Source organism: Paenibacillus chondroitinus NBRC 15376 (assembly GCF_004000765.1).
GTDB classification, from domain to species: Bacteria; Bacillota; Bacilli; order Paenibacillales; family NBRC-103111; genus Paenibacillus_E; species Paenibacillus_E chondroitinus.
Genome location: NZ_BILW01000079.1, coordinates 1 through 14088 on the forward strand (window position 1 = coordinate 1; position 14088 = coordinate 14088).

Sequence of the window (14088 nt, forward strand, 5' to 3'; positions counted from 1 at the left end):
TCAACAATTCGTTATACATCCAACTTGAATTCTATCTACGACTGTTAACTGTGAACATGCCAGTTGCCTTCGCTGTCGCAATTCAACTCAAATATCATTTGTTTCGTATAAAACCTCCACCTGATAGTTGAATCACAAATGAACAATAGATCGATCAACGTTTTTCGTTGGGTTTTTTCGAGAGATATTGTATGATAGTTTAGAGGTGATTAGATTTGTTAAATTTAAAAATTGATAAGCTAATGCAAGCACGAAATATGAGCGTTAAGCAATTAAGTGAGCTGACCGGTATTCGTTGGAATACAGTGGACGATTACTCTAAGAATAAGGCTAAACATTGGACGCCTATACACCTAGAAGCCTTTATGAAAGTATTTGATCTCGAAGGCATCGAGCAATTAATTGAAAGGACAGAGTAAACTATCCGTCAATTTCGATGAAAAAAAGAGCCTACCTTCTAATAAGAAGTAGGCTTATTTCATTATTGTACTGTAGTTCGCCGTTAGCGGAGCGCTCTACCCTAATTTAACTGCCTTGTGATATATCGCTCTTAGCTAGATCCAATGCTACTGCGATTTTTATCTGATACATTTTACTGAGTCCCTTCATCCACATTTCAATTGGATACACATTAACTATCGGAGCAATAGTATCATCATAACGGTCCAGTTCAATCTTAATAACTGTCTGGGTATCCACAAGAAAGCTAATTATGTCCTCACCTTGTTCGGGTGTCCAAGATAAAACGTGTGCTGTCTTCATTGCGGGAAATGTCTTTTTAATAATGTTTAAGAACCTTCGCATAGATATATCATTGAACAAATGAACTTTCGAGGCTATTAATGTTTTCCTATATGCCTGTTCAGTCATTGTTCCTTTGAGCTTCATACCCGGCCTACTTTCTGAAGTTGCCGAACCAAAAGCGGATACGGCCAATTTATTAATTAACTTTACCTTTCTTTATTCAAGGAAGTCACCAAACTAACCTGCCCGTTAGGTGAGTGAAGGCCGCCAATCGTGCAGGCAGCCTCCCATTGTATTTTATATTGAACGAACGTTCGCCGGACATTTGTCATATAGGTAAAGGAGAAATAATATAAATTTGCTTATCACACTTTTATGTGCTAAGATTGGTTTATAAACAGCTCTAACATAAACTCACATATTGAAAAAGTGATCATTTGTGTAATGGTACCTTTTTCAATGTGTGATTTTTTTTGTTTAAAAAAGCATGTTAATAACAATTTGGAGGTAATTTTATTATGGAAACAGGAACAGTGAAATGGTTTAACGCAGAGAAAGGCTTTGGATTTATTGAAGTGGAGGGCGGAAATGACGTATTCGTTCATTTCTCCGCAATTCAAGGGGATGGATTCAAATCGTTGGACGAAGGACAACGCGTTGAATTTAATGTAGCTCAAGGCAACCGCGGTCCTCAAGCCGAAAATGTTATAAAACTGTAATTCACAGTGAACTGTCCTTAACAAGTGTTAAGGGCAGTTTTTTATCTAAGGAGGAGAAAACTATGTATTTTCGAAGAAAATCGCTAGAGGATCTCGTTCAGGAAAACACCAAAGTCTGGGAATGTAATAACGAAAATTGTAAGGGGTGGATTCGGGACAATTTTTCGTTTGAGTTCATCCCAACTTGCCATCAGTGCCTTTCTCCTATGATTAGTAGCTTAAAAATGCTCCCTATCATTTCTAACTCCAATAAAAATAAGAAGTCTCTTCATAAAGGCAGACTAATCTCATAATATAAAATAAAGATGTTACTACATCAGAAAAGCGGTTTTCTATCAACATAAGTACACCTAATTCGAACGTTAATGTCGCATTTTCTACTATTGATGACATTATTAATTTTTATTCCAAACAGGGTTTGCAGACTAATGCAGCCAATTTAAGCAATTTAAAGAATGACACAAGTAATGAAAGGGATGGTATATCATAATTAAAGAAATGACTTCTTACACTCGACCTGCAAGGACAATTAAAAAGAGTTCGTGGTTGATAATGGTTTCCTGCGTTTTTTCTTCATTCTTCTTCACTGTTTGGGGGGGATGCCTTTTGTTTGGTTGCCTCCTTTATATAGCCTTTTCGAATCGAAGGTCAGAAATCCCAGTTAGCGTGATCCCCAAGTTCTTATAGCAAGTAATAATAAACTAGTTTTTCTCTTGATTCACTATCTCTTACAAAATTAAGTTTTCGAAGTAAGTTTATAGATCTGCCATTTCCTTGCTCAACAGTTGCTTCAATTATGACTAAGCCCATTTGTGTGAAACCAAAATCTATTACAGGCTCCAATGCTTCTTGTTTTATTGCTTTTCCCCAATATCCTTTTGCTAGTTCAAATCCGATTTCAGCTCTAGATCGTTCTCCTTGATACCAGCAATGGAAGCCACAAGTCAATAAATTCAGCATCTTTGCTGGAATATAACCTTTTTAGGGCAGAACCAATGTTATTATTGGTTCTGCCCCTTTTTTATAAATATTAATTTCAATGCAGCTTTAATTTAAATATTCAATCATAATATTCGTATACAGGGTATCGAAAGAGCCGTCGGAAATTTGGTTCACCCAGAAATAAATCACATCACCTGGCATTATATTGATAAGTCTGGTTTATCTTGAAGTACCATAAGTAATTGTCTATCATTGACACAAATAACTGCCGCACCGGCCCACCTATTCATCGGAATTCCCTCCTGCCAAAAGTCTGACCTTCACACTATATTTTAACTCATATTGGAAGTATCCTGCCCGTTAGCCTAATGCCTACGGCCAGTCTACAACTTTATTTTCCGTTAATTATACTATAATTATTAGAGGCTAGTATGTTCAATATGAGATCATACTACCTCTATTTTTATATATAATAGATATGTTAATTAGATATTGAAAATAGTATCTACTATGTATATAATGTGAAAATTAATAGAACATTTGTTTTGATTTGTGGAGGACGTAGCCCATAGCGGGAGGCGTAGCGAGGTTTAAACCGAGCGTAATCATTTATGTTTTGGGTGGTGAAATTCTATGAAAGTACAAGAAGTTGTCTTAGAAGAAAACATCAAACGATATATGTTGGTAGATGGGGACGGTTTACCTGTGATCCCTGTATTAAAATACCTTAAATACCTAGATCAAACGGGAAAAAGCAGAAATAGTTGGAGAAGTAGAAACAGTCGCTTTTGGAGATTGGTCAGTAATCACGTTTGGAGTTGTACTCGTTAATCTTTCTATAGGAGTAGAAGTAGGTGTGGTTGATTCATTGGTGTATGTAGTATTTATTTTTTGCTCCTGATTATTTGTAGTACAGGAACAAAGAGTAACTACCGAAAATGTGATCAAACAACTAATAAAATATTTTCTCATAGCAGTTCTCCTAAAAACGTTATTTGTCGCATTTGAATTGTCTTTCTTTCTTATCATAGATCAGAGCTAATATAATCAATAATACAGAAAACTAAGAACAACTTTCATAATGCTCCCTATTGAGAAGACATTTTAGGTTTAGAGATTTAACATCCAGTAAAATTATCTGCTCGTCAAGTGCGCGGAAGGCTGCAGATCAGGCAGTCTTCCATTACTTTATATTGAACAAACGTTCTCCGTTTAATATGCTTATTATTTCGTTCGCAGCTTTTAGTGTGATGGACTTAGAATAGCTTAAAGAAGCTGCCGGGAATGTCTTGTGGTAACTTCATATTGTATTGTATTCAGCTATCTGTATTAATTAAGCTATCATTCCTGCGTTAGCCCAATACAAAAAGGTTATATGGATCCAAGTGTTTAGTCACCTTGTCTAACTCAGAGGAAGGGAACCAGTCATTTTCTACGGAGGGACCATATTTAATAGTATGTATGACCGAATTGGAAGATAAAAAGATGTTATGATGAATTAATGGCTTGAATGTCACACTTTCTCCTTCTCTTAATATGCACAAATGTAATTCTGCCTCTTTTCTTTCTGCATATACAATCCATCCTGATTGAACAACATAAAGCTCTGATACTAACTTATGATAATGGCTATTCTGCCAAGCACCCATCTCTGCAGCTACTGTCCGACAATACGAACTTCCATCCACTGAACAATTTAATCTAAATCTGCGCTCCCCATTTTCCATAAGGTCAAACTTAGTTTCGATACCATAAAAACGCGCATCTTCTTCAGATATTCGTTGCATAAAAATCCCCCAAATATAAAGTTTTAAACAATTACATTCTTGATATGTCCAACTTTATATTAACACATATTGGAAGTAATCTGCCCGTTACTTCAACGGACAAGGGCAGCCGATAGTGTGCCGGCTGCCCTCATGTCGTGATTGAACTATAGTTTTAAGTTAGTTTTCAGTTCAAATTTATGTAATGTCTTTTAATAAATCTGTTAAGCCATCTGGATAAAGAATTCGTCTACCTAGTTCAAAATCGTCAACCGTTACCCATTTTGCACTGGTAATTTCTTTTCCTTCAGTAACATTAAAGTGACTTAATTCGTACAGATTTGAATCAATAAACTCAACGATATATATTTGTGTTATTTAATGTCCTATATTCTCACCTACCTTAAAAATATTTTCTAGACACTTAACATAGCTTTTAATCGCTATTTCAACACCCAACTCTTCATAAAATTCCCTTACCAGTGTCTCTCGTGAATGTTCCCCGAGTTCAATTGTTCCACCTATTGGTCTGTAATAAGAACCCGTTCCTTTTGAATGCTTTCCAAACTTTTCTTCAAAAAGTACCTCTTTGTTTCGAGTTACAATACCTAGGACATTGGCACGCGGATACATAAACTCCCTCCTCGAAATATCTCCTTTCATTATACTATAAATTTCCAAATATCACCGCGTTATCCTCCGTTAGATTCCTGTAGATGGATAAATTTCAGCTTTGTAAAAAAACGAGCGCCTCGGTACGATGGAAGTACGCAACGGGTCAAAAGCCCTTTAATTCCATCATCCAGGAGGACGCTCTACTATGAAGTTTAAATCACAAGATAAGCAAAATCAACTCATTGAAAACATTACCTTTCATCATATTGTTGTTGGTGTAGACATTGCTCAGGAGGCCCACGTTGCCAGAGCGGTTAACTTTCGAGGTGTCGCTCTTGGTAATCCTTTAGTGTTTAGTAACGACGAGGATGGTTTCAAGTCCCTCGACCGTTGGATTCGCGACTTGCTAGCTTCATTTAAATTATCTCAAGTCATCGTTGGTATGGAACCGACTGGCCATTACTGGCTAAGCCTTGCCGGGTGGCTCAAAAACAAAGCCATTGAAGCCGTACTTGTTAATCCTCATCTAGTTAAAAAGAATAAAGAAAACCGCGACAACACACGCTCTAAAAGCGACAAAAAAGATGCTTTAGTTATTGCCGACATGGTGAAAAACGGCTACTACTCCCCTGTCCGCTTCCATTCTTCCGAATACGAGGAGCTACGAGTGCTTATGGCTAACCGAGAAACGGTCGTTAAAAGACTCGTAAGTGCCGTTAACCAGATCCACCGCTGGGTCGACATTGTCTTTCCTGAACTGAGACAAGTTTTTAAGATCTTAACTTGCAAAGGTGCACTGTTAACCCTTCGGCTATTTCCGCTCCCAGCTGAGCTATGTAAACTAAGTCCTGACGATGTCATTAAAGGATGGCAGAAATCAATGAAACGGCATTCAGGTGTGCGTAGAGCTCATCTACTCATCGATCTGGCCAAGAAAACGGTTGGATCTAGGCAGGCAACACATGCTTACAAGCTCCATCTAGAGCAGCTCCTAGAGGAGCACGACTTAGCAACTAAACAACTGCAGAGGATCGAAAAAGAAGCCAAAGACGTTGTTGAACGTATCCCCTACTCAGGCAAAATCCTTGCCATTACTGGAATAAGTGCAATTGCTCTAGCTGGTGTTTTAGGAGAGTCTGGAGATCTTCGAGGTTATGCGCACGGGAACGCTCTACTCCGTCATGCAGGACTTAATATAACCGAAGCAAGCTCGGGTAAATGGAAGGGACAACTGAAGCTCAGTAAACGAGGCCGTCCACGGCTACGTCACTTTCTCTATTTAATTACGATGTGCATGGTCATGAGTAACCAAGAATTTAAAGCCTTACATCACTACAATGTTCAGGTGAAAAAGCTTAAAAAGATGAAGTCTATCATGAAGCTATGTGGTAAGCTAGCTCGACTCTTAGTAGGAATGGCTCGTAGTGATGTCGCATACAAACCCGATAAAATCTTTGCATTAGCAGCTTAACATAAACCTTATCTCACGCAAGTTGGCGTATTCGCAGGAGACAAAGAAAGCACGGAGTATCGGGATACGTTAAACAAAAGGGCTCCGACCCATTCCGTTAGAAAGACCGACCTCCACCCCTTAGATAGATGTGACGAAGGAATGAAAGGGCTATTGACCCGTCGAGACATGGGAGTGAAAATCGCTAAGGGCACCGTGGAGAATACGTGCAGTAATTGGAATGAACTGGGTGATTCAACTCCACCTCTATTCCCGCATGCCCTTTTAACGAAACACCCTAAATATATCTCGCTCCTTTTCATTCAGCATCGAAACCTAAAGGATGAAATCCTGCGAATAGACGAGCTTGCGTGAGGAAATTAAATCATACCGAGGGAGTTTAGCAATCGTTCATAAGAAAAGCTTGTATTTTAAGCACAAAATATAATATCAATATCTCCGTCTACAAACCCAATTCCAATTGCAGACACACTTTTTAGGATGTTTGCATACTCTCCTTCTTTAAGATAACGTTCTACTAACATCTGAATATGGTTTAAACCTTGTTACCATTGTTCAATATCTTCTGTTCTTTTTATGTAGCAAATATTTTGTTCCGAAGAAAAATAGTCGGTACAAGCCCAGTCTGAGTCATTCTCATCGAACTCATCTGAACCTTCGTATAGGTTAAAATTGAATGCTTTTATTCCTTCAGGAAAGCCTTGCTGTCAAATATGATTTAACCAATTTGAAAACAATTTATAATTTCGCACAATCTTTCCCCCACTTTTAATATGAGTTTGTTAATTATGATGTTATCTTACGTAGTTATACATTTCAGCTAATCTGACCAATTAGGTGAATAAAAAAAGAGACCCACAGCAAAGGGCCGCGAATCTAAGTTATATATTTTAAAGGGGGTCTTGATTATTAGTATAGGCTTAATTCATTAAGGCAGATTGAAAATAATATTTCTATTTGAAGTCATCACCAATGTTTTTCCATTGCTTCTTCACATCGAGCAAATCCATTTCTTTCATAGAACTCAACGCTGTTGCTACTTGGCCAAAGAATAAGAAACTCTACATCATTTTCCTTGGACCATTTTTCCATTTCCATGTGTATTTCTGTTCCAATGCCTTGGCTTCTAAAAGCTGGACGAGTATAGACATTAGTAACATATCCGTAGTAAGGATCTCGAGTTTTCCCCGGTCTCGGTACTTTATGTATCAACTGTACGTACATATGTGAAACTATCTTTCTTTCAACTTCTGCTAACCAAATATACCAATCCCCGCTTTCAAAGGCTTTAACTAGAAACTGACTACAAGTATGGTGAAACTCACTGAACCTAACCGTACTAACTCCGTAATCCTCTATAGAAAAATCCCAACGCATTTGAACAAGTTCATCTACATCGTCTAATGTTGCTAATCGTACAATTGCCATCTCTCATCCTCATCCTCCTCGTCCTGGTCTAGGAATATTATGAAGCTACTAGTACGGTCTCGCGGAAGCTTCTTCTATATAGCATTAAACTATCGTGTCCCGTTAACTTAATCAAAAATCCCCATTTCACAATCTTATTACTTCTTTTAGTTCTAAATTTTCAAAACTTAATTTATAAATATCTGGTTTCTTTAATTGATTTAAAAAATCCAAACCATAATTTGAATCAAAATAATTCATCATCAATGTCATTACAAGTCCATGTGTTCCAATAGCTATTTTTTTCCCAGAATGTTCTTTTAATATGTTTTTTATCACTGATATCGATCTATTCTGGCATTCAGAATTAGACTCCCCACCAGGTAGTGAATAATCAAAATCATAAAATTTCTCACTAATGACGGACATTAAATTTTCAATAATATCTTTAGCAAAATCCCTTTCCCTGAGATCTTCAAATGTTTCGATATCTAATCCCAAGTTTTGTGCCAATCCCTCAATACTCAGAATTGCTCGGTTATACGGGCTAGATACAATGACATCAATTCCTTCTTCTTTAAGAATTTCTGTAACTTTTTCAACATCGCCCTTGCCCTTAGTGGTAAGTCCCCTTGTTCTTTCTGTTCCTTCATTGTAGGGTGATTCAGCATGCCTAACCATATAGATGATGGTGTTCATATAATCCTCCTTGAAATACTAAACATTCTTCCTTGTTACTGAATCAATTCCTCACTTAATTGTTCAAGAACTTTGGGCAAAAAATCGAGTTTACTTCTTTGGTCGTTTTTTAAGAATTCGGATATCCGCCTTGCGTGCACAAAGACAATGGATGAAAATTCTGGGATGATGCTTTCACTATGGAGTTTGCTCTCGAAGCTATCATAATGCAATTTTAGTTCATGGGAATCAATGGATAACTCAATAAGGTAAATCAAAGCTATCGATTGCCAATGTATAACATATTTAGACGTTACCCTAGAAACCACATTAGAGTTGGTCAAATCAATTCCAATTTCTTCTTGTGTTTCCCTCGACAAGTTCTCAAACATATTAACAACGTTCCCCTGAATATCACTTTTATCAATGCCCCCCGCGACAAACTGCAACCTTCCCGGAGTGGAGGTATGTGTATTCATCTCACCAATCACAAAAAATCCATCCTTTGTGAGGATAACACCATTCGCAACCACTCCACGGCACTTGTATTTATGATTGACACTAAATTGTTTAGCGTATAAAAAATGAACATAATCAGTTTTTTGTAAAGTTATCTTCATTTCCTCTTCAAACTGAATCGTATGACTTATTGAATATATTTCGCCTCGAGTAAGGTATGGTTTTTCTTTTGTTAATGAGTCCCAATAGGTATTTATTGATTCTTGAAGGGTGTAAGGAAGGTGAAGCTCTTCACGATCAACTTTTACTTGTAAACTTTTAGGGATCGGTTTAATCATCATTTATTGTTCATATCCCCTTCCAATCTATGTAACAATGTATAACTGGGGTTTACTTCCCAGGCTTCAAAGGGTACAAGACATTTTGCGTTCATTGCATCTAATAATCTTGATCTTTGCTGCGGCCTTGTTATGTATTCCTCAATATTCGTTTCATCGATTTTTATGTACCGAGCTTCGACTATTTCGTCTTCTTGTATTTTTATTTCCCCACTAATATATTGAGCTCTGAAACATACAGTCAGCACTTGTTTCGTTGTATTCATATAAACACCAGTTATTCCAATTGGCTTAATAACGATGCCGGTCTCCTCTTGGAACTCTCTGCAAATTGCTTCGTCGAGTGGTTCTCCTAATTCGACATTCCCTCCTGGCATTTCCCAGGTATCCGAACGCCAATGTGTTCTAAGCAACAATACCTCACCACTCTCATTGGTGACTATACCTGCTACCGAAATACAGTGTTTAGGAACGTGGTACTCCAAACAGATCACTCCTTCGATTTCTTTGACGCTTCCACCTATTGGAAAGTTTCTCCAAAATGCCCATTAACGTAATAAAGCCACCGATCGTACCGGCAGCTTTATCCTAGGTGTGTATTGAGCTATCGTATCCGTAAGTTCAATCCTCAATCTTCTTATAGTAAGATAATGGAAATATCCATGGAACACCGAAATCATCCTCATAATCATCATATAGACCCATAACCACACTGGGTTCTAATATTTGAAATATTCGTTTAGATGATGAGACTCTCCTCCAATTACTTTAACGAGGCTGCCGATTCATGCCGCAAGCCTCGTCTTGATTTCTTATTAAACAAACATTTAGCTGGATAATTTGCCGATCCAGAAGAAATGCTTTCCGCACGACTAAGATCAATGGGTTGAAAACTATATCTGTACCCTGAGGCTTGGAACTTGACGTCGTAATTTTCAGATCGCGATAAACAAAACACACTATTTTCTTCTAAATAAAAGTTGTTTTGAAAGCTCAGCTCCAAGCCCATTTGATGCTCCAGTTATTAAATATACGTGGGTTGACAAGGTATCATCCCCTTTCACTTTGTCCCCTCCCATATTTTAACACACACCACGTCATACTGGTTTATCTAACGTATACTCACTTAGCTTAATCCCCCGCCGCTGCAATTAAAAGGCTAATCATATGCTCTAATTCAGTAAAAAAACGTCCACCCAGAGTTAAGTGAACGCTTTTTTATTTCAAAACTTTATTGGTTTTGAAATACATATGACAAATTAATAAAAACAGTGACACGTTGAAACTATCGTTCCCAGATAGTTCAATGGTTACTTATTTTTTAGATTGCTTTTTTTGTAAGTATATTCAATCAACCATCTAACAAACAATGCTTTAATAATATATATCGGGAATGAATAAATATATCGCCAATTATCCATCTCATAAATATTAATCCAGACAAATATGGGTTCAGCGATGAATGAAAACAGGAGAGCCATAATCACATTGCCAACTAAGAAGGCTTTCCAACTTTTAAAATACTGATATGCTAACATATGGATTACAGGCAGAACAGAAAAATCAATTGCATTGAGTCGGGGAATTAAACGTAAAACTTGATAAGGGTAGGACCATAACCCTAGTTCGCCACCGATATCATCAAGTAGAACAACGATTGTAGAAAGTACAACTCCGTAAAGTAAAATCTCTTTAATTCTTGATTTATCTACGATCTTCCACCATACGATCCAAGGTGCAATGGCAAGCAATAGAAGAAGCCACCATTGAGCTGAAAATAGGTCATGGTAAAAATAATATTGACTCCTCATTTCAGAAAGCTTATGTTCAACAGCTTTTATTTCATCAAAGGAAGGATATTGAGATGACAATCAAGACGCAGCTCCTCTATTGTATCCATATTGATATCTGTTGTTGCCTATTTCGTTATAGCCAATCCAAAAGCTCTATGATCCCAGAGTATATCTTCTACAACCGATACCTGATGATCTTCACACGTAACAATTAGTACGACGTCTCCCCTTTTGCCCTTTTTAAGTTGAAGCTGATTTTTCTCTCTTTTCAAAAGGTAAATTAACCAATTCAAAACAACACCCAAAAGAAACCCTAAAACTGCTCCGACAATTCCCCAAATAATTGGTCCGCCTTGCCACACAAACCCTTTACTGGCACCGATGGTTGCTAGCATAAAGGCAAAAATCATACCTTTATCTATGAATGACAGTCCGTCAGCTCTATGGATACTATCAAGAAGTCTGGGTTCTTTTTTACGCAAATCGAGCGGTACTGCGTATATGGCTGTAATTCCCTTCTCCTCAAGTTCTGTAATGGCTATTTCAATGAAGTTTGAATACTCGAATGTCGCGATAATTTGCATGATTATTTATCTCCAATAGTGATGTGATGCCCAACTGGTTGGTAATTTTCTATTAAATATTGTTTTTGAACATCATCAAACAATTTGTTGTTTTCTATAGTGTTTATATAGGCATCATAAATTGTAAAAAAATAATAGGATGGGAAATACAATAACCATTGCTTATCAAGGACTGATGAAGAGGTGTCCACATCACCTAAGATAAGATAGTGTATAGCTAGGATGAAATTTGAATTCCATATAATCACAATTGTACTTATTAATATAAATGCAGCCAAGACAATACGATGTAAAAACATTTGACCAAGACTGGGAATTCCCATGGACCACACAGCAGCTACCCAAGGTTTACGTTTATCAAGGTAGTTGATTTCTAACGCTCCAATTGTAAACTCATTAAAACGCCCTTTTTCCCTCTGGGCCAAAAGATATATTTTGTTCATATCTACAGCCGTTCGATAACTATCATAGATAGCAAATAAATAAACTGGGATATAAAGTGACATGAAACTAGGATCTAATACATCTCTGGCTGCCTGAAATTGACCGTTAAAAGTATAAACCAGGGCTAAATTTAAATGCACTTTCTGGTTAATAAACATCTCCCACAGAATCAGAGCATACCCACGTAAATATTTATTTAGAAGTAAATGTCCAAAACCCGGAAAAGCCATTGACCAACAGGCTAGTGTAATTGGATTACGTTTATGCAGTTGTGTTGTCCCTAAAATGCTAACATGGGCGATGTACCGTTTATTCCGGTATTTAGTCCTGAAATTGTCCATAGTGCCTCCTCGATATATCGAGTTCTTTGAAACTTATGGTTCCTTTTACCAGAATAAAATATTCGAGGGAATTGCACTATCGCATAATGTTAAAAAGAGCAGCTTCTCCGACATCCCGCCCTGAGGAGGTGCCCCTTGAGTTTTTGGTTCTATCTACTCGAATAAATTACTCTTTGGTAATTTACACAGCCTTTTTTCAAAAAAAGTCCTATTTCGTATTAAAGTTGGCCGCAGTTTAACCAAACAAAACTGCCCAATAACTTAATTAGGCCGCCCGATCAATTTCGGGCAGCCTCATTGAATAGTTCCTGAACTAACGTGTCCCGTTAGCGCAATGATCTTTCTTCGAAATATGTACGTAATTTTTCAGCATACTCAATTCTTTCTTCAATGGTTGTCTTGCGACCTTCACTCCTATACATGTTGTCATTTTTATATCTCGGAAATACGTGTAGATGGTAATGCCATGTATCTTGATTACCAGCGGGTTCATTATGTTGTCTTGTAGAAACCCCTTCACATTTATAAACGCTCTTAAATGCCTTTGCTAACACAAATGAACGCCATAACATACTCATCTTTATATACGATGTCCGACTGTTTTGAAATTTTGTTATCTCTTCCTTGAAGAAGTAAACAAATAGGACATTCATAATCTAAAGGAGCATGATTATTCATGGTCTACACCTCCCTTTGCACTTTTACAGCAAATTCAGACCCAGTTACATATTTTATATAACAAATTTCTCCATTATGTTCTAAATATGGTTGATATCGAGTGCGGATAGCTTGACTCGGTACTAGATCAAGTACTTTCTCCTTGGCGCCTCAGAGACATTCTGATGGTTTAGTGAGCACGTCATATCATGGTTACCTCCTCATATTCAATAATTCCATTTAGCCACAGTCTGATTTTTACCATTCTACTCCTAAATTTATGACTGACGTTTTACTGATGGCCCGATAACAAAAAAAGCGACTCATCTGCTTTCGTAGTCGCAATCATTTCATTGTCATTGCATTAACGTAATGATGGCTGCCGATCATTCTGACAGCCTCCCACAGGAGTGTATATTGAACAAACGTCTCCCGTTAGCGCAGTGGTCGTATCCAGGTGCTGTCCGTGAGTGACCATAAGTTACTGTCATTGGCGTTCATTCGCTTCGATTTGTTGGAGGATTTCGTCAACGACGTGCGCGATCGGTGCGGTGGCGTTGATTATAATCCCGTTTTTGGGAACGCCTTCTTTCGTTTGATAAATTCGTGCACTGATTTCCCGTTCCTCTGGTCTGCCACCCCAATCAGTTGGGTCCAGTGCTACTCGCTCATCAATCCGCCGGAGACTGGTTTCCAAGTCGACTTCAAGAACAAACACGTCGTCGAAGAGATCAATGAATTTGGGGAAATTCCGCGAACCACCGCAGAAGAATGTTACCTCCTCATCCTGATTGGCGACCAAAGCTTTTACTTTATCTACATGCCAAATGTGGTGTTCGGGTTTAAAACCATCCGTTGGGGTACCAGTTTCCGGATCGCCTTGATAAGCCAATTCACGATCACCATGAATGGCATGGTAGCCGCGCCGCTGCAATTCGTTGCAGACCGTAGTTTTGCCAGCACCGGAAACGCCTCCAATCAAATAATTCCTAATGCCCAAGGTTAGACCCTCCATTCAAGTGGATAAGCACATTATATTAGATGTTTCTATCTGACGCTAAACTCCCGTTAGGTGAACGAAAGGCTGCCGCACATTGCCGGCAGCCTTGTTCTTGTTGAATGTTCAACTA

18 protein-coding genes and 1 pseudogene are annotated in these 14088 nt (G+C 37.9%); 5 read left to right on the forward strand and 14 right to left on the reverse strand.

Annotated elements, in window-relative coordinates; genetic code table 11:
• Positions 1-215 precede the first annotated feature (215 nt).
• Positions 216-419 carry a helix-turn-helix domain-containing protein gene (locus PCH02S_RS34690; RefSeq protein WP_127458666.1) on the forward strand — a complete coding sequence of 68 codons (204 nt, stop codon included), beginning with the start codon at positions 216-218 and terminating at the stop codon, positions 417-419.
• A 106-nt stretch (positions 420-525) separates the two neighbouring features.
• On the opposite strand, the gene PCH02S_RS34695 is transcribed toward PCH02S_RS34690, so the two are convergent.
• The gene (locus tag PCH02S_RS34695; RefSeq protein ID WP_127458667.1) at positions 526-888 is read right to left on the reverse strand and encodes a hypothetical protein; all 363 of its coding nucleotides are present in this window, start codon (positions 886-888) and stop codon (positions 526-528) included.
• 374 nt (positions 889-1262) lie between these two features.
• Between PCH02S_RS34695 and PCH02S_RS34700 the strand changes: the two genes are divergently transcribed.
• Positions 1263-1463, forward strand: coding sequence for a cold-shock protein (locus PCH02S_RS34700; protein WP_127458668.1), 201 nt, complete (start codon positions 1263-1265; stop codon positions 1461-1463).
• Between the two features lie 62 nt (positions 1464-1525).
• Entirely contained in the window at positions 1526-1756 is a 231-nt protein-coding gene (locus PCH02S_RS34705) for a cold-shock protein (protein WP_127458669.1), read from the forward strand.
• Between the two features lie 388 nt (positions 1757-2144).
• On the opposite strand, the gene PCH02S_RS34710 is transcribed toward PCH02S_RS34705, so the two are convergent.
• Positions 2145-2423: a GNAT family N-acetyltransferase gene (locus PCH02S_RS34710; protein WP_127458670.1), complete on the reverse strand. Its 279-nt coding sequence runs from the start codon at positions 2421-2423 to the stop codon at positions 2145-2147.
• Positions 2424-3038: 615 nt separating this feature from the next.
• Between PCH02S_RS34710 and PCH02S_RS36645 the strand changes: the two are divergent.
• Positions 3039-3179 (forward strand): annotated as a pseudogene (locus PCH02S_RS36645) (tyrosine-type recombinase/integrase); the annotation flags it as partial.
• Here the strand turns inward: PCH02S_RS36645 and PCH02S_RS36055 are convergent.
• The 3 genes from PCH02S_RS36055 to PCH02S_RS34725 form a co-directional block, all read right to left on the reverse strand.
• A complete protein-coding gene (locus PCH02S_RS36055) occupies positions 3141-3377 on the reverse strand; it encodes a hypothetical protein (protein WP_164819844.1) in 237 nt (78 codons plus the stop codon). The pseudogene PCH02S_RS36645 and the gene PCH02S_RS36055 overlap by 39 nt on opposite strands.
• Before the next feature lie 380 nt (positions 3378-3757).
• Entirely contained in the window at positions 3758-4192 is a 435-nt protein-coding gene (locus PCH02S_RS34720; RefSeq protein ID WP_127458672.1) for a hypothetical protein, read from the reverse strand.
• A 357-nt stretch (positions 4193-4549) separates the two neighbouring features.
• Positions 4550-4804, reverse strand: a complete 255-nt coding sequence (locus PCH02S_RS34725) for an NUDIX domain-containing protein (RefSeq protein WP_164819845.1) — start codon at positions 4802-4804, stop codon at positions 4550-4552.
• Between the two features lie 187 nt (positions 4805-4991).
• Between PCH02S_RS34725 and PCH02S_RS34730 the strand changes: the two genes are divergently transcribed.
• Positions 4992-6257 carry an IS110 family RNA-guided transposase gene (locus PCH02S_RS34730; protein ID WP_127458674.1) on the forward strand — a complete coding sequence of 422 codons (1266 nt, stop codon included), beginning with the start codon at positions 4992-4994 and terminating at the stop codon, positions 6255-6257.
• Between the two features lie 966 nt (positions 6258-7223).
• Here PCH02S_RS34730 and PCH02S_RS34735 read toward each other — a convergent pair.
• The 9 genes from PCH02S_RS34735 to PCH02S_RS34775 form a co-directional block, all read right to left on the reverse strand.
• On the reverse strand, positions 7224-7685 hold the full coding sequence (locus PCH02S_RS34735) for a GNAT family N-acetyltransferase (RefSeq protein WP_127458675.1): 462 nt from the start codon (positions 7683-7685) through the stop codon (positions 7224-7226).
• A gap of 126 nt (positions 7686-7811) precedes the next feature.
• Entirely contained in the window at positions 7812-8363 is a 552-nt protein-coding gene (locus PCH02S_RS34740; RefSeq protein WP_127458676.1) for a histidine phosphatase family protein, read from the reverse strand.
• Between the two features lie 35 nt (positions 8364-8398).
• Positions 8399-9142, reverse strand: a complete 744-nt coding sequence (locus PCH02S_RS34745) for an NUDIX hydrolase (RefSeq protein ID WP_127458677.1) — start codon at positions 9140-9142, stop codon at positions 8399-8401.
• Positions 9139-9624, reverse strand: a complete 486-nt coding sequence (locus PCH02S_RS34750; protein WP_127458678.1) for an NUDIX hydrolase — start codon at positions 9622-9624, stop codon at positions 9139-9141. Before PCH02S_RS34750 ends, PCH02S_RS34745 begins: the two co-directional genes overlap by 4 nt.
• Positions 9625-10449: 825 nt before the next feature.
• Positions 10450-11010, reverse strand: coding sequence for a CBO0543 family protein (locus PCH02S_RS34755; protein ID WP_127458679.1), 561 nt, complete (start codon positions 11008-11010; stop codon positions 10450-10452).
• 47 nt (positions 11011-11057) lie between these two features.
• Positions 11058-11516, reverse strand: coding sequence for a hypothetical protein (locus tag PCH02S_RS34760; RefSeq protein ID WP_127458680.1), 459 nt, complete (start codon positions 11514-11516; stop codon positions 11058-11060).
• Between the two features lie 2 nt (positions 11517-11518).
• The gene (locus PCH02S_RS34765; RefSeq protein WP_127458681.1) at positions 11519-12301 is read right to left on the reverse strand and encodes a hypothetical protein; all 783 of its coding nucleotides are present in this window, start codon (positions 12299-12301) and stop codon (positions 11519-11521) included.
• Between the two features lie 534 nt (positions 12302-12835).
• On the reverse strand, positions 12836-12979 hold the full coding sequence (locus PCH02S_RS36650) for a hypothetical protein (protein WP_246069428.1): 144 nt from the start codon (positions 12977-12979) through the stop codon (positions 12836-12838).
• Between the two features lie 466 nt (positions 12980-13445).
• Positions 13446-13958 carry an AAA family ATPase gene (locus tag PCH02S_RS34775; RefSeq protein ID WP_127458683.1) on the reverse strand — a complete coding sequence of 171 codons (513 nt, stop codon included), beginning with the start codon at positions 13956-13958 and terminating at the stop codon, positions 13446-13448.
• Positions 13959-14088 lie beyond the last annotated feature (130 nt).